The sequence below is a fragment of the Phosphitispora sp. TUW77 genome, assembly GCF_048453025.1.
In the GTDB taxonomy this organism is placed as follows: domain Bacteria; phylum Bacillota; class Thermincolia; order Thermincolales; family UBA2595; genus Phosphitispora.
Window position 1 is genome coordinate 1,072,989 of the sequence record NZ_CP156677.1, and the last position, 19,736, is coordinate 1,092,724.

At 42.9% G+C, this 19,736-nt stretch carries 28 protein-coding genes and 1 tRNA gene; 17 read left to right on the plus strand and 12 right to left on the minus strand.

Translation table 11 applies throughout. The features are described 5' to 3' along the window. Positions 1–7: 7 nt before the first annotated feature. Entirely contained in the window at positions 8–256 is a 249-nt protein-coding gene (locus ABFY19_RS04855; protein WP_418792123.1) for a DUF1540 domain-containing protein, read from the plus strand. 149 nt (positions 257–405) lie between these two features. Here the strand turns inward: ABFY19_RS04855 and glgP are convergent, their stop codons facing one another. Next, a complete protein-coding gene (gene glgP, locus ABFY19_RS04860) occupies positions 406–2,073 on the minus strand; it encodes an alpha-glucan family phosphorylase (protein WP_418792124.1) in 1,668 nt (555 codons plus the stop codon). Between the two features lie 473 nt (positions 2,074–2,546). Between glgP and yedE the strand changes: the two genes are divergently transcribed. The 5 genes from yedE to ABFY19_RS04885 all read left to right on the plus strand — a co-directional run bounded on the left by yedE (position 2,547) and on the right by ABFY19_RS04885 (position 7,056). Then, entirely contained in the window at positions 2,547–3,629 is a 1,083-nt protein-coding gene (yedE, locus tag ABFY19_RS04865) for a YedE family putative selenium transporter (RefSeq protein ID WP_418792125.1), read from the plus strand. Further along, positions 3,616–3,825 carry a sulfurtransferase TusA family protein gene (locus ABFY19_RS04870; protein WP_418792126.1) on the plus strand — a complete coding sequence of 70 codons (210 nt, stop codon included), beginning with the start codon at positions 3,616–3,618 and terminating at the stop codon, positions 3,823–3,825. Before yedE ends, ABFY19_RS04870 begins: the two co-directional genes overlap by 14 nt. A gap of 1 nt (position 3,826) precedes the next feature. After that, on the plus strand, positions 3,827–4,090 hold the full coding sequence (locus ABFY19_RS04875; RefSeq protein ID WP_418792127.1) for a DUF3343 domain-containing protein: 264 nt from the start codon (positions 3,827–3,829) through the stop codon (positions 4,088–4,090). Between the two features lie 75 nt (positions 4,091–4,165). Beyond that, positions 4,166–5,350, plus strand: coding sequence for a M24 family metallopeptidase (locus ABFY19_RS04880; protein WP_418792128.1), 1,185 nt, complete (start codon positions 4,166–4,168; stop codon positions 5,348–5,350). Positions 5,351–5,514: 164 nt separating this feature from the next. Continuing rightward, on the plus strand, positions 5,515–7,056 hold the full coding sequence (locus ABFY19_RS04885; protein ID WP_418792129.1) for an IS1182 family transposase: 1,542 nt from the start codon (positions 5,515–5,517) through the stop codon (positions 7,054–7,056). Between the two features lies 1 nt (position 7,057). On the opposite strand, the gene ABFY19_RS04890 is transcribed toward ABFY19_RS04885, so the two are convergent. From ABFY19_RS04890 to ABFY19_RS04900, 3 genes are read right to left on the minus strand one after another with little or no spacing between them, the layout of a single operon-like run. After that, a complete protein-coding gene (locus ABFY19_RS04890; protein ID WP_418792130.1) occupies positions 7,058–7,921 on the minus strand; it encodes a hypothetical protein in 864 nt (287 codons plus the stop codon). Next, a complete protein-coding gene (locus ABFY19_RS04895) occupies positions 7,890–8,294 on the minus strand; it encodes a 6-bladed beta-propeller (RefSeq protein WP_418792131.1) in 405 nt (134 codons plus the stop codon). The genes ABFY19_RS04890 and ABFY19_RS04895 overlap by 32 nt, the downstream gene beginning before the upstream one ends. Further along, complete coding sequence (locus ABFY19_RS04900; RefSeq protein ID WP_418792132.1) at positions 8,284–8,988, minus strand: tetratricopeptide repeat protein; 705 nt, start codon at positions 8,986–8,988, stop codon at positions 8,284–8,286. The genes ABFY19_RS04895 and ABFY19_RS04900 overlap by 11 nt, the downstream gene beginning before the upstream one ends. Before the next feature lie 251 nt (positions 8,989–9,239). Here ABFY19_RS04900 and ABFY19_RS04905 point away from each other — a divergent pair, with 251 nt between their 5' ends. Continuing rightward, positions 9,240–9,734, plus strand: a complete 495-nt coding sequence (locus tag ABFY19_RS04905; protein WP_418792133.1) for a 3D domain-containing protein — start codon at positions 9,240–9,242, stop codon at positions 9,732–9,734. A 26-nt stretch (positions 9,735–9,760) separates the two neighbouring features. Here the strand turns inward: ABFY19_RS04905 and ABFY19_RS04910 are convergent, their stop codons facing one another. From ABFY19_RS04910 to ABFY19_RS04920, 3 genes are read right to left on the minus strand one after another with little or no spacing between them, the layout of a single operon-like run. Further along, entirely contained in the window at positions 9,761–10,579 is an 819-nt protein-coding gene (locus ABFY19_RS04910) for a DUF4130 domain-containing protein (RefSeq protein WP_418792134.1), read from the minus strand. Continuing rightward, positions 10,494–11,168: a helix-hairpin-helix domain-containing protein gene (locus ABFY19_RS04915; protein WP_418792135.1), complete on the minus strand. Its 675-nt coding sequence runs from the start codon at positions 11,166–11,168 to the stop codon at positions 10,494–10,496. The genes ABFY19_RS04910 and ABFY19_RS04915 overlap by 86 nt, the downstream gene beginning before the upstream one ends. 5 nt (positions 11,169–11,173) lie before the next feature. Continuing rightward, positions 11,174–11,653, minus strand: coding sequence for a hypothetical protein (locus ABFY19_RS04920; protein ID WP_418792136.1), 480 nt, complete (start codon positions 11,651–11,653; stop codon positions 11,174–11,176). A 203-nt stretch (positions 11,654–11,856) separates the two neighbouring features. On the opposite strand from ABFY19_RS04920, the gene ABFY19_RS04925 reads away from it, so the two are divergent. After that, positions 11,857–12,039 carry a hypothetical protein gene (locus tag ABFY19_RS04925; protein ID WP_418792137.1) on the plus strand — a complete coding sequence of 61 codons (183 nt, stop codon included), beginning with the start codon at positions 11,857–11,859 and terminating at the stop codon, positions 12,037–12,039. A 249-nt stretch (positions 12,040–12,288) separates the two neighbouring features. On the opposite strand, the gene ABFY19_RS04930 is transcribed toward ABFY19_RS04925, so the two are convergent. Together ABFY19_RS04930 and ABFY19_RS04935 are read right to left on the minus strand one after the other, a co-directional pair. Further along, entirely contained in the window at positions 12,289–12,753 is a 465-nt protein-coding gene (locus ABFY19_RS04930; RefSeq protein WP_418792138.1) for a hypothetical protein, read from the minus strand. After that, positions 12,750–13,076, minus strand: a complete 327-nt coding sequence (locus ABFY19_RS04935; RefSeq protein WP_418792139.1) for a YtrH family sporulation protein — start codon at positions 13,074–13,076, stop codon at positions 12,750–12,752. Before ABFY19_RS04935 ends, ABFY19_RS04930 begins: the two co-directional genes overlap by 4 nt. Before the next feature lie 158 nt (positions 13,077–13,234). Between ABFY19_RS04935 and ABFY19_RS04940 the strand changes: the two genes are divergently transcribed. The 6 genes from ABFY19_RS04940 to ABFY19_RS04965 all read left to right on the plus strand — a co-directional run bounded on the left by ABFY19_RS04940 (position 13,235) and on the right by ABFY19_RS04965 (position 16,503). Continuing rightward, complete coding sequence (locus ABFY19_RS04940; protein WP_418792140.1) at positions 13,235–13,417, plus strand: hypothetical protein; 183 nt, start codon at positions 13,235–13,237, stop codon at positions 13,415–13,417. A 153-nt stretch (positions 13,418–13,570) separates the two neighbouring features. Next, positions 13,571–13,858: an ATP-binding cassette domain-containing protein gene (locus ABFY19_RS04945; RefSeq protein ID WP_418792141.1), complete on the plus strand. Its 288-nt coding sequence runs from the start codon at positions 13,571–13,573 to the stop codon at positions 13,856–13,858. Then, on the plus strand, positions 13,855–14,646 hold the full coding sequence (locus ABFY19_RS04950) for an ABC transporter permease (protein ID WP_418792142.1): 792 nt from the start codon (positions 13,855–13,857) through the stop codon (positions 14,644–14,646). The genes ABFY19_RS04945 and ABFY19_RS04950 overlap by 4 nt, the downstream gene beginning before the upstream one ends. 5 nt (positions 14,647–14,651) lie before the next feature. Beyond that, positions 14,652–15,032: a 6-carboxytetrahydropterin synthase QueD gene (gene queD, locus ABFY19_RS04955; protein WP_418792143.1), complete on the plus strand. Its 381-nt coding sequence runs from the start codon at positions 14,652–14,654 to the stop codon at positions 15,030–15,032. Positions 15,033–15,045: 13 nt separating this feature from the next. Then, the gene (gene queC / locus ABFY19_RS04960) at positions 15,046–15,720 is read left to right on the plus strand and encodes a 7-cyano-7-deazaguanine synthase QueC (RefSeq protein WP_418792144.1); all 675 of its coding nucleotides are present in this window, start codon (positions 15,046–15,048) and stop codon (positions 15,718–15,720) included. A 42-nt stretch (positions 15,721–15,762) separates the two neighbouring features. Continuing rightward, positions 15,763–16,503 (plus strand): lysophospholipid acyltransferase family protein, encoded by a 741-nt coding sequence (locus tag ABFY19_RS04965; protein WP_418792145.1) that lies wholly within the window; start codon positions 15,763–15,765, stop codon positions 16,501–16,503. A gap of 4 nt (positions 16,504–16,507) precedes the next feature. Here ABFY19_RS04965 and ABFY19_RS04970 read toward each other — a convergent pair whose 3' ends face one another. Continuing rightward, positions 16,508–17,239: a hypothetical protein gene (locus ABFY19_RS04970; protein WP_418792146.1), complete on the minus strand. Its 732-nt coding sequence runs from the start codon at positions 17,237–17,239 to the stop codon at positions 16,508–16,510. Between the two features lie 195 nt (positions 17,240–17,434). Between ABFY19_RS04970 and ABFY19_RS04975 the strand changes: the two genes are divergently transcribed. The 3 genes from ABFY19_RS04975 (at position 17,435) to ABFY19_RS04985 (ending at position 18,388) form a co-directional block, all read left to right on the plus strand. After that, complete coding sequence (locus ABFY19_RS04975; RefSeq protein WP_418792148.1) at positions 17,435–17,980, plus strand: FmdE family protein; 546 nt, start codon at positions 17,435–17,437, stop codon at positions 17,978–17,980. A gap of 19 nt (positions 17,981–17,999) precedes the next feature. After that, positions 18,000–18,158, plus strand: a complete 159-nt coding sequence (locus ABFY19_RS04980) for a hypothetical protein (protein ID WP_418792149.1) — start codon at positions 18,000–18,002, stop codon at positions 18,156–18,158. Positions 18,159–18,304: 146 nt separating this feature from the next. Then, positions 18,305–18,388: transfer RNA gene (locus ABFY19_RS04985), tRNA-Leu, on the plus strand. 96 nt (positions 18,389–18,484) lie between these two features. Here the strand turns inward: ABFY19_RS04985 and ABFY19_RS04990 are convergent. Next, positions 18,485–18,961: a hypothetical protein gene (locus tag ABFY19_RS04990; protein ID WP_418792150.1), complete on the minus strand. Its 477-nt coding sequence runs from the start codon at positions 18,959–18,961 to the stop codon at positions 18,485–18,487. Between the two features lie 16 nt (positions 18,962–18,977). Beyond that, positions 18,978–19,610, minus strand: a complete 633-nt coding sequence (locus ABFY19_RS04995; RefSeq protein ID WP_418792151.1) for a transposase — start codon at positions 19,608–19,610, stop codon at positions 18,978–18,980. Positions 19,611–19,736 lie beyond the last annotated feature (126 nt).

Genomic DNA, 19,736 nt, shown 5'->3' on the forward strand with positions numbered 1-19,736 from the left:
GATAAAAATGAACCAAGAAATCTATTGTTCTGTTAACACATGTCACTATTGGTCAAACGGTAATCACTGCAAGGCCAATAAAATCATGGTAACATCAGACGCAATGGGAGAAAGTTTGCCGGATAATTTTGATGCTCCTCAGGCATCTATGGCATCACCTACTCCTGCAAGCTCATGTATGGAGACAGCCTGCAAAACCTTTGTTTCCAGACAGAGTGATAAAATGAATGCTGACGGAGTGTATAAGCAGAGTTAATATCAACATAATATTTCCAGATTGGGGCTGACTCATAAGTAAGTGAGTCGGCCCCTTGCTTTTCGTTAAAAATTATGGGGCATTCCCAAAAAGCAAAGGAGCGTTCCCATAAGATTGTTACTTATAAGACGCTCCTTGGTCTACGGAGATTATTGGAACTGATTTGGCTGTTCCACATATTCCGGTGCTGATGATACAAAAGCATGGGGCCTGATATGTTTAGTTTGGTTTTGCGCGGTTTTCTGGTACATAACATCATAATATTCTCTTAGCATGCGGTGTGATGAAAATTGGTAATGAGCCATGTCAATACTGGCCCGCATCATGTTTTGCCACTTCTGTTTATCCTTATAATAAGTAGGAACTACTTCTGCTATTAATACTTGATACAATCTATGCAAATCGTATTCGTCCTGGTTTTTTGTCAGGAGTTCATTTTTACATATGGAACATAAAAGCCAACCACTTATACCGTGCTGCAGTCCTTCGGCGACCCAGCCGTCGACTACGCTTAGGTTAAGAACTCCGTTTACTGCGGCCTTCATTCCGGAAGTGCCGCTGGCTTCCATCGGTCTCATGGGGTTATTCAGCCATACATCACAGCCTTTGATCATGAGCTTAGCTATTTCCATATTATAGTTTTCTAGGAACACTACAGTATCAGGATATTTACGGTCCATTTCGACCAGTTTCTGGATTATTTCCTTGCCCATTGAGTCCCTGGGATGTGCTTTGCCTGAGAAAACAAGCTGCAGTTTTCCTTCCCGGAGGAGTGGGTCAATAATATCCGTATTCCGGAAAATTAGTTCACTTCTTTTGTACGGAGCAACCCTCCGGGCAAATCCGATAACCAGAGAATCAGGGTTTAGAGTAGTGCCCGTATGATGCTTTACAAAGTCATTAAGCTCCTTTTTGCATTGCATGTGTGGTTCCCAGAGGTCTTCACCTTTTTCAAATGCATTCCGAATGCGTTTATCCTGCCAAGTGTTTACATGGATACCATTAGTAATTGAGATAATAGGAGCGGTTTCAAAAACATTTCCCCACATACATCTTGCGGTTTGACCATGAAGCTTGGAAACCGCATTAGCCATATCAGCCGTCCTTAATGCGGCTATGGTCATGTTGAAAGGGTCATCCCCAATTTCACGCATCTGTTCATAGGTCAGCCCATTATAGGCTTCCATATGCTGTAACAGGTCATGACCCCAGATTTCATTGCCGGCTTCAACAGGAGTATGGGTTGTGAAGACCACTTCTTTTTGGGTTGATTTCCAGGCTTCATGGAAAGACATCTTGTCCTGCTGCATTTTTTCTCTTATTAGTTCGATGCTGGCAAATACCGCATGTCCTTCATTAAAGTGATAAATGTCAATATCAATTCCCAGTGCTCTAAGGGCCCTTACCCCACCTATGCCCAGAATCATTTCGGCAGCAATGCGGTCTTGTTCCACTCCGCCATACAGGCGGTTAGTCATCCAGCCATGCGGGCTGCCTGGGAAGTTTGTGTCAAGCAAATATAATGTATTATTTTCATATTTGTCTATTTTATGGACCTTGCAGGTTACATTGGCCCCTCTGACACGCAGAGTTACTTCTATTCCTGTATTTTCGACAGAAGAAAACTCATAATTAGGATACATATCATAAGGACGACCGTCCTGTCCGATAAACTGTTCCGTATAATCCTGATTCCACAGGATTCCGATGCCGATTATTGGAGCATTCAGGTCCTTAGCAGCCTTGAGATAATCTCCTGCAAGGACACCAAGTCCTCCGGCGTAAATAGGCAGGGCGCTGTTTAACCCATATTCCATGCAAAAATAAGCGACCCGGGGTGAACCTGTCGGGTTATTTGTCCTCAATATAATTTCCGGCAAACCTTTTTAGAAAGGAATGCCAGAACACCTCCCCTCAAAATAAAAGTATTCTGGAACTTAGTCTTTTATAGCAGGGGAGAAATTATTCATATTTGTTCTATAATGCGGAATACCTGCCAGTGCAGGTGACAGGTATTCTTACTGGGAGTATGGGTGAGCTTTTAAGGACAAGCTCTTAAAAAATATTATTAAATATTAACTGTATTTTTCCAATCGTTATGGTCTGAATTGCGGTTTATGGGGTGTCAAATGCAGGATTTGAGGTGTCAAATGCAGCATAAAAGGAATTTATAAGATTTTAATTATTAATAAAAAAACATAATAAAAGATACAAAGGAATTTAATGAGTGCATGTAGTAAATTATTACCGGAGTGATAAAACTTACGATGAAAGGAGTAAATAAAAAGAAATGGGAAATAAAGTTGGAGTTTTAATTACCGGTCTGGTTATTGGGATTTTAGCACTTATTCTTAGCATTATGGGTAACCCGGCCAATATGGGGGTATGTATAGCATGCTTTCTGAGGGATATTGCCGGTGGGCTTGGTCTGCATAAGGCTGCGGTTGTCCAGTATATCAGGCCTGAAATCCCCGGGATTATTCTAGGGGCTTTTATGATTTCTATGTTTAACAAGGAATTCCGGGCAGCAGGGGGTTCAAATAAAATAATGAGGTTTGTCCTAGGTTTTATTATGATGATAGGGATGCTTGTTTTCCTGGGATGTCCTCTAAGGGTAGCGTTAAGGCTTGGTGCAGGGGACTTGAATGCTTTGGTTGGTTTTGCCGGATTATTTGTAGGTGTTGCCATAGGTACATTTTGTCTTAAATCAGGATTCAGTCTTGGACGGTCGGGTTCCCAACCCGGATGGGCGGGAGCGATATTTCCCGGAGCGGCTGTGATATTGCTGTTATTCTTGTTTTTTAAGCCGCCTTTTATTTATTTCAGCCAGGAGGGGCCTGCTTCAAATCATGCGCCTGTTTTGATTGCTCTTTTTGCGGGGCTGCTTGTTGGAGCACTGGCGCAGAGGTCGCGTTTCTGTATGGCAGGTGGAATCAGGGACCTGATTCTATTCCGGAACTTTAACCTGATTTTAGGCTTTCTGGTGATAATATTGACTACTTTTGCCGGAAGTATTTATCTGCATAAATTTCAGCCTGGTTTTACTGCACAACCAATTGCACATTCAGAAGCAATATGGAATTTTCTTGGTTTAGCACTTGCCGGATGGGCGGCTGCTCTGTTGGGCGGATGCCCGCTCAGACAGTTGGTGCTGGCTGGGCAAGGCAATACTGATGCCGCTATAACCGTGGCAGGCTTGATGGCAGGTGCGGCAGCATCACATATCTTTGGATTAGCAGCTAGTCCGAAAGGAGTTCCAATGGCTGGCGGAATGGCTGTTGTTGCAGGCCTTATAATATTGTTGGCGGTTAGTTTTGGGGTTTGTTTCAAAGTTGTGGCAGATGAAAGGAGGAAGGTCAATGCAGGTAGTTGACGCAAGGGGGCTTTCATGTCCGGAACCGGTGTTGCAGGCAAAAAGGGCTCTGGAAAAAGGTGGGCCCGGACCTGTCAAAGTGCTTGTCGATGAGGCAGCAGCATGTGAAAATGTTTCGGCTCTCGCCAGAAACATGGGCTGGACCGCAGTACAGCAAAATCTGTCTGACCATATCGAAGTCCTGTTGACCAAATAGAATGGGCTTTATAGAAGAAGAACGATATTATATTACATTTCCGGCTCTTACTGCGGTTCTTAAGGCTGAAAAGTGCCTGGAGTCTTCCGGTATAAAGTTTTGGCTGGTACCTATTCCCAGGGAAATCACTGCAGATTGTGGGATGTGTATCATGTGCTATCCTGAGGCCACGGAACTTGTGAAAGCTCTATTAGCTGCAGAAGATATTGCATATGAGCAGACTTATCTCTTAAAAAAAAGGAAGCTTAAATTTTTTCAGGATTAATATTTACCTATTTGTTGACTTTAGTTAAAGGGGAAATTATTATGAGAAGTATATAATGAACTGGGAGGCAGCAAAATGTCTCTGATACCCAAAAGGGAAATCGAGTCAAGAATAAGCAGTTTTCAGTCACTGTTGGGAGAAAGCGGGGCAGATGCCGCATTAATAGTGCAGCCTGTTGATTTATTCTATTTTTCGGGGACGGCACAAAACGGGTATCTATACATACCTGCTTCCGGTAATCCGGTGCTTTGGATTAGGAAGAGCTTTTCCAGGGCCAGGGATGAATCCGCGCTGGAAAATGTTTTTCCCCTGAGCAGTGTTAAAAAACTTCCGGAACTGATAACAGCCGGCGGGCGGGCACCGGCGGTTATGGGGCTGGAAATGGATGTGCTGCCTGCCAATACATATCTTTTTTATGCAAAAATCTTTTCCAATACAAAGCTGGTTGATATCTCACGACTAATTAAACAGGTAAGGCAGATCAAATCAGAATATGAGATGGAACTGGTGCGGGTTTCCGGGCGCAAGATGACTGAGATTTATAATGAGATACCCAGACTAATAAGGGCAGGGATAACAGAGGTTGAGCTTGCGGCCAAAATTGAAGAACGGGCCAGAAAAGCCGGTCATATTGGTCATATGGGCATGCGTGCCTTTGGGAACACGGTGTTTTTTGGGCAGTTAATGTCCGGATGGGCGGCCGCGGTACCTTCATCTTTTGATGGTCCCGCCGGGGGCCAGGGACTCCATCCGGTGTTCCCGCAAGGATGCAGTTTTAAGACAATTGAAGCAGGTGAACCCATTTTGGTTGATTATGTAGGGTTGTGGGACGGATATATTACTGATCGGTCACGAATTTATGCAATTGACCATCTTTCTGATAAGCTGATTCAGGCATTTAATACAACACTGAAGATTCAGGATGTGATTATAAAACATCTGGAACCTGGCGTTAATGGCAGCATTCTCTATGATTTGGCCGTCAAAATAGCGAACGAAGCCGGTTTGGAGGACCATTTCATGGGCAGCGGTAATGACAGGGTGAAGTTTGTTGGTCATGGGGTCGGCTTGGAACTGGATGAATTTCCGGTCTTGGCCAAGGGCGTTGATGTTAAGATGGAACCTGGGATGGTTTTTGCTCTTGAACCAAAATTTGTCTTTCCGGGAGAAGGGCTGGTAGGAATCGAAAATACATTTATACTTACGGAAAAAGGGGTTGAAAAAGTAACGGACTCCCCGGATGATTTGGTTATAGTGTAACAGGTGTTTTTAATAAAGTTGTGAACTGATGGTCCCATGAGAGGGATGCAACTTTAGAGGGAACATCCCACTTATGGGGCTTGTTGACAAATTCCCAATAATTTTAACTTATTGAAAGGTGTTTCAAGGAACCGTGTAGAATTATTAATTCTACCGGTTTTTTGATGGGAGTGAGCAATATGATGGATAAAAATCAACCCAGCCAAAGCAAATATATGTATGTCAACTTGGAGGAACTGGTTCCCAAAGACCATCTCCTCCGAGAAGTAATAGATAAGATTGATTTTAGTTTCATCTATGACAAGGTTGAGAATATGTATTCACACAGGGGACGCCGTTCTGTTGATCCGGTTAAACTAATCAAGATGTTACTGATAGGATATTTTTTCGGAATTCCGTCCGAACGGCAATTAGAAGAACAAGTGAGAGTGAATCTGGCCTACCGTTGGTTTTTAAATATTGACCTGGATGAACCTGTCCCGGACCATTCAACAATTTCGCAAAATAGAAGAAGGCGGTTTAAGGGAACTAATGTGTTTCAGGAAATATTTGATGAGATAATCAAACTTTGCATTGCTGAAGGAATTGTCACTGGTGAAATCATAGTTACAGATTCCACTCATATAAAAGCCAATGCTTCTAATAAGCGAAAGGAAGTAGTCACGGTAGAATGCACTCCATCTGAATACTTGGGTATACTAGAAAAAGAAGCCGAAGCTCTTCAGGAAAAAATAAATAAGGAAAAAGGCTATAAAGGCAAGAAACGAGGAAAAGAACCAAATACTGCCCCGAAAACAAAACAAATCGTTAGGAGTAAAACAGACCCGGAAAGTGGCTATCTGAACCGGCCTGAAAAACCAAAGGGCTTCCACTACTTAGACCATATGAGTATAGATGCTAAACACGGCATAATTACGGATGTTTATGTAACTCCCGGCAATGTTGACGACAGTGAACCTTACATAGACCGGCTAAAATCACAGCAAGAACGGCTTGGCTTAAACATTCGGAAAGTTGGTGCAGATAAAGGTTACGACTATATGAATGTTCATTATGGATTAGACAAATTGGGAATTGAAGGGTATATTCCTGGTTTTGCAAGGCTCAGTAAAACAGAGAGTTTTACTATAGATAAGTTTGCGTATAATAGAAATAAAGATGTTTATATATGCCCAGAAGGCAAATTTCTCTATCTATCTCATATTAAGCAAAAAAAGACTAAAGTATATGCCGCTAGGACCAGAGAATGTAAAGCATGTCTACTAAAAGAACAATGTTTGTCTAAAAGTGATAGGCGAAAAAGTGTAACACGCCCCTTCCATCAAGATTATGCAGATAAGACCCATACAAGGCAAGGATCGGTTGAATATACGCGGATTCGAAAGCTTAGGCGAATGTGGTGCGAAGGAACAAATGGTATTTTAAAAGAAAACCACAATCTTTCAAAAGCAAGAAGAAGAGGCATCGCCAATGTTTTGGAACAATGCCTCTTATCGGCGTTAGTTATAAACATAAAAAGATATATAAAGGCAATAAAACAGCGGGAATTACGTAAGAAACACACATGCATTTCAAATAAAATACGAACTATAATGAGAAAATGGCTAGGGAAATTAGTTCCTAGCCATTTTTGTCAACAAGCCCCACTTATGGGACATTCCCTTATTTATACTCAGCCCAACAGGGCTTTTGTAAAGGCAAACTGAATTATCCATGGCAGACTGAACATGCATAGCCGCCGCCTGAAAAGTGGGTAGTGCTGGGGTGGCACTTAGAGCAGTCCATCTTTATATAACCACCGCCTCCAGCAGCTACAAGGCGGTCATCAGTCCAGCAGTTATATTCTTCTGCGCCGTGGCAATTATAGCAAACGCCTCGGTTATCCATTCGCAGTAACGCAGAAGTATTGCTGGAGCCGCCGTCATCCCGCGGCCAACTTGATGCCCAGCCTGTTGCCACGGCGGTGGTACTGTGTGCCCGGTGGCACGTAAAACACGCCACATGTTTAACCGAACCTGGTTTTTCTACCGGCGTGCCCGTACCAATGCTGCCGTCAAAATCAGGTGGAGGCACAACATGTCCATCCATTGGGTGGCGCCACATACCTAGATAGAAATTTGCGTGTCCTTCTCCGGGATTTGGGGCTCCTTCATGATTTGTTGTTTTGAACCGGTCATGGCAGGCACCGCACCATGCTGTGCTGCCTTGTTTGTATTCAATCACCCGAAATACGTCCGAGCTAAGTCCTCCGTAAACGAATGGGTCAACTGTCTGCATTTTAAAATTGACTGTATTTACTGTTTGTCCCAAAAGGGATGTGCGCAGCAACCGCGGGTTGCCGGAAATGTAGCCACTACCGTCCGGAGTTTTACCACCGGCATGCGGATCATGACAGGAGCTGCAGACAAAACCATTACCACCGGTCAGTGGATTGGTGCCGCCCGGGATTGTGAAGACCTTGTACGTCTCGTCAATGACCGAACCGCTTTCACCTGCGAGACCAGCCACATTGTGCCGTGAGGTTACGTCTTCGTAATCATCAGTCCCTGGAATTGACGACCGCCATCCCATATGGAAAAATCAGCCGCTCTTTTTCGTCTCCGGAATCCCCGAATTTACTGATGTATCGGCCGTTATAGTCGAAGATTACTATCCGGTGGTTTCCGGTATCTGACACGTATATACGGTCTTTATGAACATAAACCGTCCGTGGCTGCGTGAGATAAACGTTTCCATCGCCGTAGATGGTGGCGACCCATTTAGCCTGCTGTGTTACCGGCATTACTGCAGTTTTTATTATTTCGAGCGGGCTCGTTTGGCGCAGGTAAGTCCAAAAGAAACAGACACCACCAATTATAATGATAAGAAGCAGAAAAGTAATTAAGTGGTCACGCTTTATTTGTTTACCGGCCAAACCGGTACCTAAGGCTTTATTAAGTTTCACGATTCTCACCCCCGGCCGGTTGTTCCTCAAGCTTAGCTTTAAGTTCAAGATACACCTTATAATCAGGTGCAAGGCGAAGTGCTTTATTCGCTGCTGTTAAGGCTTTTTCCCGGTTTCCCATTTTTTCGTAAGAGAGCGCTATATAGTAATATGAATCAGAAATGCCGGGTCTAATGGCGGCAGCTTCGGAAAAAACTGTGATTGCTTCATTGTATTGCCCATTCAAGTAGTAAGCTTCACCGAGCGAGAAGTGGGCATCAAGGTTAAAAAAGCCTTCTTCCGCCAGGGGGACAAGAAGGTCTATAGCCGTATTGTACTGTTTGCCGGCAATGTAACTCAGAGCCAGGTTGTACTGCACCTGGCGGTTTTCAGGAGCAAGTTGATAAGCTTGTTGGAGTTCTTTTAGCGCCTTATCTGCAAAGGCTTTATCCTCTTCTTTGTGCAGCAGGTAGGCATAGCCTAGTTCCAGGTGTGATATAGCGTCTTTAGGATTTGCTTTGACCCGTTGCTGGGCAACCTGGAGTAAAATATCACCGTAACTCTGTTGCCGGTACTTTCCCCAAAAGAAGCTATACCCAATAATGCAACCGGTTACAACAAATAATCCTGTAAAAGTGCCAAGTATAAGGAGGGCTTTTTTCAAGGGGATGGTTTTTTCTATATGAATAGGAGTATGGTTGCTTGCATTACTCATTAATTTTTGCCTCCGTGTTATCATAGCGTGTATAAATACCTTTTATGCACCAAGTATTTATTACAAAGAATACAACAAAGCTATGTAGTATAATGCTATTACGTACTACATGCGTATATAGACATTCAACGCCCAATAAAAAACTCCTTTTAAAATATATAGAAAATATGAAATATTTTATCTGTTGAATTCCTCCGGCAACATAAGTTATACTAAGAGGTTTTGGACCGGTGGTGTAGAATATTATTTCTATGAGCAAAAAATATTTATTAGCAATTTTTATAGCTGCTTCGGTTGTTAGTTTGTTGTTTGCATTCCTTGGAATCAGGGCGGCAAGCGGACCTTGGTCAAAAACTGATATTGCCGCTGTTGAAAAGGTTTATGAAAAATCAAATACTGAAGGGAATCCCTTGGATGAGGTTAGGCAGACAGAATCTGATTATATTATGACAGCTACTGCGTATGTAGATAGAGGTGAAACAAAATCCAGGATTCATGCCGGCGTGGGATGTGTTGCAGTTGACCCAAAGGTAATTACCCATGGGACATTATTGTTTATAGAAGGGTATGGTCTTGGTCTGGCGACTGATACCGGCCGATTGATAAAGGGACAGCGTATTGATGTATGGTTTCCGGATGAGGAAATGGCAATAAAGTGGGGCCGTAAAAAAGTCAGAGTCTGGAAAGTAGGGCAGGCCGATATCAAAAAAATTCTCGCAACAGGGGGACAGTATATTAAGTATTGAATTATTACGGTATATCAAGTGCTGAATTATTTCAGCAAGTTTCCTTCGGGAACCCATGTCCAATATTTTTGGGGGAGATGTTTCCTGGCCAAGGCCAGGTTTTTTCGTCCCTCAATATACTGGGATTCGTAGTAACATTTCCACAGCTTGTCAAACTCATCTTCAGGGAAGTCAAAAGGCAGGTTAGCCAAGGAGGTAGTTTTTACTGCGCCGCTTTCAAGATAATAAGCCGTTTGTTCTATAAAGGCTGTTGGTCGGCAAGTATTACCGGCCTGCAGGTTATTACCGGTAATCAGGTAAATTTTCCATCCGCGGTGGCGGCTGGAAAAGTAGTGCAGTACCAGGTCGGCTATATCATGCTTAAAATCAGCTTTACCTACCATAAACCTGTTATTCGCATTTTCCACAGGGGTCAATCTGATAAAACCATTGGCCCTGTGGGCTTCCATACAGACCCTGCGTGACCTGTTAAACATTTTGCGGGCATCTTTTGAAACTTTGCTCAGGACATAATCAGGGCCATGTTCGAGGGCTTGGGACAAAACTTTTAATATTAGGCTGTATTTGTCGGGAGCATCATAGCGGGAAGCATAGAAAACGGATTCCGCCAGATGACCGGCTTTTTTGCTGTTAACCCATTTGAGAAATCCGCAGCTTTGAGCGCACCTTTCTTCATACCTTTCCCTGATATCTTTCAGGCTGATGGCGTCACAGTCAATAATTTTATTTTCATTAAACAGAGTGGAGGCAAACTCTTTTTTATGTAAACAGATTCCTTTGCATAGGCGTGAGAGCATGGCTGCCTTGAGCAATGCCCCGGGACTGCCGCTGTGAACAATAATCAACTGAATCCCTCCATAGTTCAAGCTGCTGAGATAGTTTGTACGATTCTCTGTACCTTCCGTTAACCTGGATAAAGGGAGATGCTCTTTTTATAACTACACCTAAGTTTTTTAATTCATCAAGGGTGTTGAATTTAAAGGTTTTCCTGGTGTTAACTATCCTTTGCGCTGAAGCCGGGCCTATCCCCGGCACTTTTAGAAGCACCTTGTAAGATGCACTGTTAACTTCAAGTGGAAAAAGATGCGGGTTGTTTAAGGCATAATTTAATTTGGGATCAAGGTCTTCGGGCAGGCTCCCGTCACTGTTAAAACTGATATCCGGTAATTTAAAGCCATACAAACGAAACAGAAAGTCACACTGGTATAACCGGTGTTCTCTAAGGATTGTTGCAGGAGAGATCCCTTCAAGTGGTGTCCCGGCGACAGGCTGAAAAGCACTGAAATAGACCCGCTTTAATCCCAGGTCTTGGTAAAGCTCAGACGTTGTTTTCAGGATGGCGGCATCACTTTCCCCGGCTGCTCCGACAATAAATTGTGTTGTTTGTCCTGCGGGCAGAAGGCCGCCGTTTTGCAGCCGGTTAATCCATTTCATCGGGTTTATGCCCTGCTGGCAAGCCTGACAGCTTGTTCAATATATTCGGGCTTGGAGCCCGGGATTATTTTAAGGTGAATGTAACCGGTAAACCTGTACTTGTATCGAAGGATTTCAGCAGTTTTGATAATTTGTTCCATGGTATCTCCGGGACTTTTACAGATACCGGAACTGAGAAAAAGGCCTTCAACATAATTCCTGCGGTAAAACTCTAAAAAGAGACTGGAGAGTTCTTCAGGTGTAAAGCTTGCCCGGGGTATGTCGCGCTGGACACGGTTCGGGCAGTAAAAACAGTCTTTTTGGCAGGAGTTGGTTTGGAGGACCTTAAAAAGGGAAATACATCTGCCGTCAGGGAGAAAGCTGTGGCAAACCCCGCTTCTTGGTGACGGCAGTCCTGACCGGCCCCCTGAACTGCAGCCTGAGGCTGAACAGATATCGTATTTTGCAGCTGCACCCAGCAAACTGAGTTTTTGGATTAATTCCAAGTTCTACACCACCTCAGAAATAATTTCCAACCTAAATTATATCGAACACTAGTTCGATAGTCAAGCTGGAAAATTTTTTCAGAAATAAAATTTGCAGGTCTTGAATAATTTTTAGAAGATTAAATTTGTGAAATTTTTTGCAGGGATTTAGAGTTTTTTGTCAAATATTAAATAAAACAATATAATATAAGGGAGTGGTTTATTTGGCCGAGTATAAGGTAGTGGAAGTTACCCATCTTGATCTCCGGGAGCCTGCCGACGGAAATGAACCCAAGGAATTCAAATCAAGCCTGAACGAGTTTTGTCCCAAAGGGTGGGAGATTGTATCTGCCAGGTTTTTGGCGGGCCAGGACAGCCATAAGACGGTAGTTGTCCTGTCAAGATAGCTGCCTGTGTTTATGCCTAGGTCCTTGACTTTACAAACACTCCTGAAACAGTTTTGTCCTAATATTGCCAGGTTATGTACCAGTACAAACAGTTACATCTCAACTTGGAAAACATAATATGGATAAACTGAATATAGTTAACTGAATAATTAACTGAATATAATTAACTTGTAGTTTATATTAATAGGATGCATAAAGACCAAAGAGATTTTAAGAATATCTCTTTGGTCTTTGTTTGTCTGGTCGTCTTCATAGGGCATGTTCCTTTACTTCACCGGCATCTACATACATGATTATTTTTTCAGATACCAGTGTTCCCCTTACTGTCAGGTTGTACTTGCGGTTATCGGCAGATATTGTTCTCCCGTCAACTATGTTGGTCACCAGGAGGGGGTCAAGTGAGCGGACTTCTTGTCCTTTGACATCACTAAGGAGTTTTTTGACCTCAGATTCTATTTTAAGCTTTTTATATTCATCAGCATAATTAACGTGAATAGTAATTTCATTAACAACACTTGCCTGCTTTTTGACTTTAAGCTCCTTTTCGGTGCTTTCAAGCTGTTCCGACTTATCTTCCAGCTCGGTGCGCAATTTAAGGATTTCAAACTCCGCTCTGTCCAGGTGTTTTCCCATAACAGCATTAAGTCCGGCAGCGCCTATCAAGATACCGAGGAGAAGTCCGGTTGCCAGTACTTTAATTTTTTCGGCCTTCATGGCCTGCCACCCGCTATAGATAATATCAATAAATAACCGATATGGGCTCCGGCAAAAGCGGTGAAGATAAATGCCAGTTGTTTTATAACTGCTGTCAATTGGCCTTCAAGAAGTCCGGATTCCAGGGCTTGAAGTGAAGAAAAGCTACCTCCTATGGCAGCTACGGCTGCCCATATTTTCAAGTCGGCGGCTAGGTTGACCATAGTCCGGAAAGGTCCGTGGCCTGTCAGTGTTGATGAAAGGGCACCAATAAGCGTTCCGCCGACAATCATGCCAAGTGCGGTAAAAAAAATATACAAGAGCTTGGTGATATAAGTTTCCATATCGATTCCCCCTGATGTCTCCTATATGATATTTATATTTACCGGTGTTTTAATACATGACAGAGAGATTATGTATTCTCTTTTTGAGCGGGGAGAAGGGAATTTTGTTAAGAGTGTCGAATAAAAAACAATAATAATTAAACTAATGAGGTGGCAGTATGACCAATTTCCGTAAAATCTTGATTATATTGGCGGTGGTCGTGGCAACTGTTGTCCTGTTTTTTGTTATTAAGGTTTTTGGTACCAGAGATGATTCATACATTAGAGTATTTAAAGAATACCAACAAAAGGGTAAGAGCTATCAGTTTAATGTTGATGATGTACGTAAAGGCTTTGAATAGCCGGTTGGGCTTGAAACGCATATGCCAGCCGGCTTTTTTACATGATATATAGAAATATGATATCATATAGAAATCAGATTATAATAGGGTGCGTATAATTATGGTAAAATTGTTTGAAATAAGGAATATTGTTTTTTCACCCAGCGCCTTTATTTGAGTAAACACATCCTGGAACAGGATGCCAGGACTTTATCGGTAGGCGAGGCGGCCAGGATAGGCTTAATCAGGGCAATTATTGCTGAACCTCGTGTCCTGCTGCTGGATGAACCGGTGGCGGCGCTTGATTCGAAAGCCGCTTCTGCTGTTATGGACATTGTTTCTCAGTGGGCAGGGGAAGAGCAGGCACGGGGTGTGGTAATAGTGTCACATGTTGGTGATAATTCAACTTTGCCCGGTGTTTCATTTGTTGATATAGGTTTGGAAGAGGGTGGCAGTAAATGAATAGCGGCATAATCCCTATTTCCGACCTGCAGCTTGCCCTCAGTGTGGGTCTGGTCCTGATTGCCGGGGGAATTTCAGCTATGCTCAGGCTGGGGCTGCTGAAATCACTAGCTTGGGGGACCATAAGGACGTTTGTCCAGCTAACATTTATCGGGTATGTACTTAAGTATGTGTTTTCGGCAAACAATCTCTGGATTATTTCCGGACTAATATTGATAATGTGTTTTATTGCCGCCAGGGCATCTGTGAAAAGGACCCCCAATGTGCCTAGCTATCCTGTATCCCTGGCATTTTGGTCTCTTTTAACAAGTACGGTTCTGGTGGGATTGGTAGTTGTCCGGATTATTATCAATCCTGTGCCATGGTATTCCGCAAGGATAGTAATTCCTATATTTGGCATGATTTTGGGAAACTCCATGAATGGGATAGCCCTTTCCCTTGACCGGCTTTATGGAGAAGTAAAGTCCAGGGCAAATGAAATTGAGACTTTGCTGGCATTTGGGGCTACGCCATGGGAGGCGGTCAGGGATTGTGTCCGGGAAGCTGTCAGGTCAGGTATGACACCTATGATTAATTCACTTATGGTGGTTGGAGTGGTAAATCTTCCGGGGATGATGACAGGCCAGATTCTTGGAGGGGTTGACCCTCATGAAGCGGTTAGGTACCAGATTGTTGTCATGCTGATGCTTACTGCTGCTGTTGCCATAGGTTGCCTGTTATTTGTGGGATTATCTTATAAGAAATTATTTACTCCTGATGGGGCATTGAAATCCGAGGGGAAGGTGTGATAAATATGTACGAAATATCTGCAGTAAGCCATTTTGATGCGGCTCATTTCCTGCGCGGTTATGCCGGTAAGTGTGCCAACATTCACGGGCATCGCTGGAAAGTGGCTATAAAGCTTACGGGGTCTGAGCTTGATGATATGGGGATCCTGGTAGATTTTATGGATGTTAAGCAGGTGCTTAAAGAAGTTACGGAAATATTTGACCATAAGCTGATAAATGACATACCTCCTTTTGACCAGCTGAACCCTACAGCCGAAAATATTGCCAAAATGATTTTTGATGAAATGAAAACCAGGCTGTATGATCGGATGCAGTGTCAGGTAAACATTGCCAAGGTAACCGTATGGGAATCGGAAAACACTTCTGCGGCATACTACGAAATTTAGGGGGGCTTTTGTTATGAAAGCTGTTGTATTGCTGTCAGGAGGACTTGATTCAACTGTTTGCATGAGTGTGGCCCAGAAAGAGGGTTATGAGATTTATCCTATCAGTTTTGATTATGGCCAGAGGCATAACAGGGAAACGGAATGTGCCAAAATGGTTGCCGGATTTTACGGGGTCGTCAGGCATTTGATTATTTCAACAAATATGGGTGCTATTGGCGGCAGTGCTTTGACAACTGATATTGATGTCCCTGATGGGGATGAAACTAGGAATGATATCCCAATTACTTATGTTCCGGCACGGAATTTAATATTTTTAAGTTATGCCCTGGGATATGCGGAGGTTCTTGATGCAGGCAAGATATATATCGGGGTCAATGCTGTTGATTATTCCGGTTATCCCGACTGCCGCCCGGAGTTTATTGAAAGGTTCCAGCAGTTGGCTGATTACTCTACCAAGGCCGCAACACAGGATGAAAAGGTGATTAAGGTGGAGACTCCCTTAATTAATCTGACCAAAGGGGAAATTGTGAAACTGGGGATGACCAATGGGGCCCCCCTAGACTTGACTACAAGCTGTTACCGGGGCGGAGAAAAGGCATGCGGTTCTTGTGACAGTTGTCTGTTGAGATTGCGGGGGTTTAAAGAAGCGGGGTATTCCGACCCAATCCCTTATGAACCTTTTCGTTGACGTTGTTACCGGCTCTTTGGTAAAATTAGTTCAGTTGATATTATGGATGGTGAAAAAATGCTAAGAACAGCTTGGTTTTATTTGATGCTGGTGGTAACTACGCTGGTAACATCAATATTTTTGCCGGTCTGGCATGTTTTGGGATGGCTTGGGATGGAGAGCGCCCAGCATAAATGTGGTCATTATGTTGCTTATTACTGGGGCAGAGCTATTTTGTTTGCTGCCGGGGTGAAGGTTGAAACAGAGGGGATTGATAATGTTCCGGCAGAGGGGGCGGTGGTTTTTGTGAGCAACCACCAGAGCAATTTCGATATTTTCGTTCTTCATGGCTGTATTAATAAGCCCAAGTGCTTTCTGGCAAAAGCAGAGCTTGCGAAGATACCAATTGTTCATTCATGGATGAAGAAAATGAAATGTGTGTTCATTGACAGGGGCAACTTGAAGCAGTCCATTAAAGCCATTCAAAAATGTATTGAAGTATTAAAAGAAGGCCAGTCAATGGTTGTTTTTCCTGAAGGCACACGCAGCAAGGGACCGGTTATGGGAGAATTTAAAAAGGGCAGTTTACGTGTGGCAGAAAAGTCAGGGGTTCCGGTTATACCTGTTGCCATAAGCGGCACATACCGGATTATGGAAGCCAATAACAATAGAATCAGACCTTCTGCGGTCAAGGTTAAATTTGCTCCGCCAATTGTTTATGAAATGCTTTCCAAAGAGGAACAACGAGATATACATATAGTTATTCGAGATATAATTGCCCATAACTTGTCTGAGATAAGTTAAGAGGTTACATGTCTTCAAGCATTTCAGCAACATTTTGCTGACAATAACTGATGAAATCGGGGAATGTTTTTTCTATTATGTCAACTGCTTCCTCGATTATTTTTGCGGATTCTATAATATCAATAGTGATGCCATGCTTTTTTGTCATCTGAAGGCAATATTTTTTAGCCAGTTCAACTGGGGTTATTTCATCCATATTTACATATTCCCCAAATATAGCAAAACTCATGGCCAGTTTTGCAGCCGGAACATCAAAAAACGGAGACAGGACCTGACTTAGAGCCAGAATCAGGGTCTTGTTGTTCAGTGCTTGTTTTAAATATCCGTGAAATTCCGGTCGTTTTTCGAAAAGCCAAACATCTGCTCCCATTTCGATAAAATTATGAGCTTTCCACCAGCCCATTTCCTCTGTCAGATTACAACTTTTAATCACTTTTTTCACCAGGGGCCGGGCCATTTCAAAGGCATAGCCTTTTTCATAATCCAGATATTTTTCATCACAGTAGTAATCAAGGCCTTTTGGTGTGATACTATGTGTAATGAGAGCCCTGGAAAAGTCCCCAAAAACCCCCAGCCCTTTAAGATACCTGTATAGGGCGGGTGTTTGGTTATGTGCGGCGTTATGTTCCAGAAAACCGGCAATAACAGTATCAGGAAACACTGCACCAAGGATTATTTCATCACTTATTTTACCTAGAACATCATTGGCAAAGCAGATATGTGTGTAAGGAAACAAATTTTAACACTCCTTACTATGTATTATGGAATTCACTTTCTCTTCTACAAAAGCGTCAGTTTTTCCTTTATATCGGCTATGCCAATTTCCGGCAATCATTGGGGTGTTTTGTTAGGTATTGACAACCACGGATTATCAGGCTAACATATTAGCATACCCTGAGGGGGTAAGAAGAGATTGAAGGGGGATTTAGCAATGTGTACTGTAAAAACTCCATGGGAAAAAGCAGTGGAATTCCACGGGCATAGCTGTCCCGGACTGGCCATAGGTTTTAAAGCTGTAGAAGCTGTAATAAGGGAGCTTGGTTATGCCAGAGATATTGATGAAGAAATGGTGGCAATTGTAGAGAATGACAGTTGTTCTATTGATGCCATCCAGTCTGAGCTTGGCTGTACGGCAGGTAAAGGGAACCTGATTTTTCGCAATAACGGCAAACAGGTGTTTACTGTGGGACGCAGGAATGACGGTAAAGCCGTTAGAATTGCCCTTAAGTATGATACCCGGTTAGGGAGCGGAAATGACGAATCCAGGGAAGATAGAATTAAACGGATACTGGAAAGTGACCCTGGTGATTTGTTCGATATTAAGGAAGCAAAGCTGGATTTGCCGAAAAAAGCAGTGATTTTTAAGACCATAAAGTGTGAGGGCTGTGGGGAAGGAGTCATGGAGTCAAAAGTCAGGCTCAGTGACGGACGGCCGCTGTGCCCGGACTGTTTTGACGATTACACCAGGGGATGGTAGGAAATCGGGTGGGCTTATTATGGCAAAAACAGTACTGGATATACAGGTGTTAATTCATGATATAATATATATAGACAATGTATACACGGAGGCTTGGATATGGAAGCAAGAAAAGTTTTCAAAAATGGCAATAGCTTTGTACAGATATCATTATTTATACCCTGCGTGGTATAAATAGTGTAGTTTTGTTTATGTAACTTGAAGAAATATAACCCCAAAGTTATCTACATAAGTATGATAATCACATAAGTATGATAATCCGCTTGATTTTAAATAGTGTTTCTGTTATAATCAAAATTGCTTTGAAAATGCCAGCATAAAAATGCGGTCGTGGCGGAACTGGCAGACGCGCACGTTTGAGGGGCGTGTGGTACAACCGTGAGGGTTCAAGTCCCTCCGACCGCACCAAATTTTGTCTGAAAACCCGCTATTCATGCGGGTTTTAGGTTTTTTAGGGAAATTTTTACGCTGTTTCACGGCAAAAAATAAATAAAAAAAGGCGGTTTAAGTCTTCATTGCCGCCACTAGTTTCTTTGTTCCAATTATATTGATGGCCCGTTTTAAATTATATGCAAGAAAACTAAGCCCCAGCTCGCCTGTGGCTTTTTCTATGCCCTTGCATAGCAGGTAATGTGCTCCATGGTACCACTTGACAGTACCAAAAGGGTGTTCTGACAGGCATAATCGCAATTTTTGGGTGGGGATGTCGTCCTTTATATGCACCACTACGTTTTTCTTGGCCCGCCTTTTTAGAAGCTTAAACGCATTGTAGGGTATTTCCGACGCCGGATATTTCTGCAAAGGCTTAGGGGTTGTGCCATACATCAATATCGGTACATATTTTGTATTGGGCCCGAATTTAACAACTTTATAATTTTTCGACGGTGTACAGCGATTGATGCACTGACGGCAGGCAGATTTATTCTGGTAACGGGCACTGCCGTCTTTAAAGGTACGTACTTTTGTCAGAATGGCTCCCATGGGACAGGTAACGGTATCATCGGGATAGCGGGTAAAACAACTCTGCTAGCTTTTGTTTGATCTCTTCGGAAGAATAATGAGAAGTTCCACGCTCATTTTGATCTGCTTGATCAAGCTCGTTCAGATAGCTGGTTATGTGTTCTTCGATTCGGACCAGTTTTTTCTTTAAGATTTCTTTGTTATATATTTTCTTTCGCCCGTTAACAGCCCGAAATTTGGAGCCGTCAATGGCGATAAGTTCCCGCTCATAGAGGTTCAGATCCATACATACTTTGACAAAAGCCCTGAAGACCAGTTTGATGGCTTTAGCATTGTTTTTGCGAAAGTCTGCTATGGTCCGGAAATCCGGTACTAAACGGTTAACTAGATAAAAAAGTTCAATATTACGCCTGCATTCTGTCATCAGTCTCCGGCTGGAACGGATGCGATTAAAGTAGCCGTATATGTAAAGTTTAAGCAAATCTTTAGGATGGTAAGGAGGTCTGCCTGTATTGGCGGGTTCGGCACGTTGTATCCCTAATTCAGCTATATTTAAACTTTCTACGAAGGCATCAATGACACGTACAGGGTTGTCTTCGTCCAGCAGTTCTTCCAGGGTATTGGTATAAAACTGTATTTGGTTACGGTCTTCTCCACAAATGTATCCCATAATTACCCCCTATTCACAAAAGTCTAAACTATGATGTTTAAGCATATACTTACTATATATGGCAAAAAGTAAAATCATTTGACCGACAAAATAGTGTTGTTTTGTAACAATATTTTTGTGATTTGT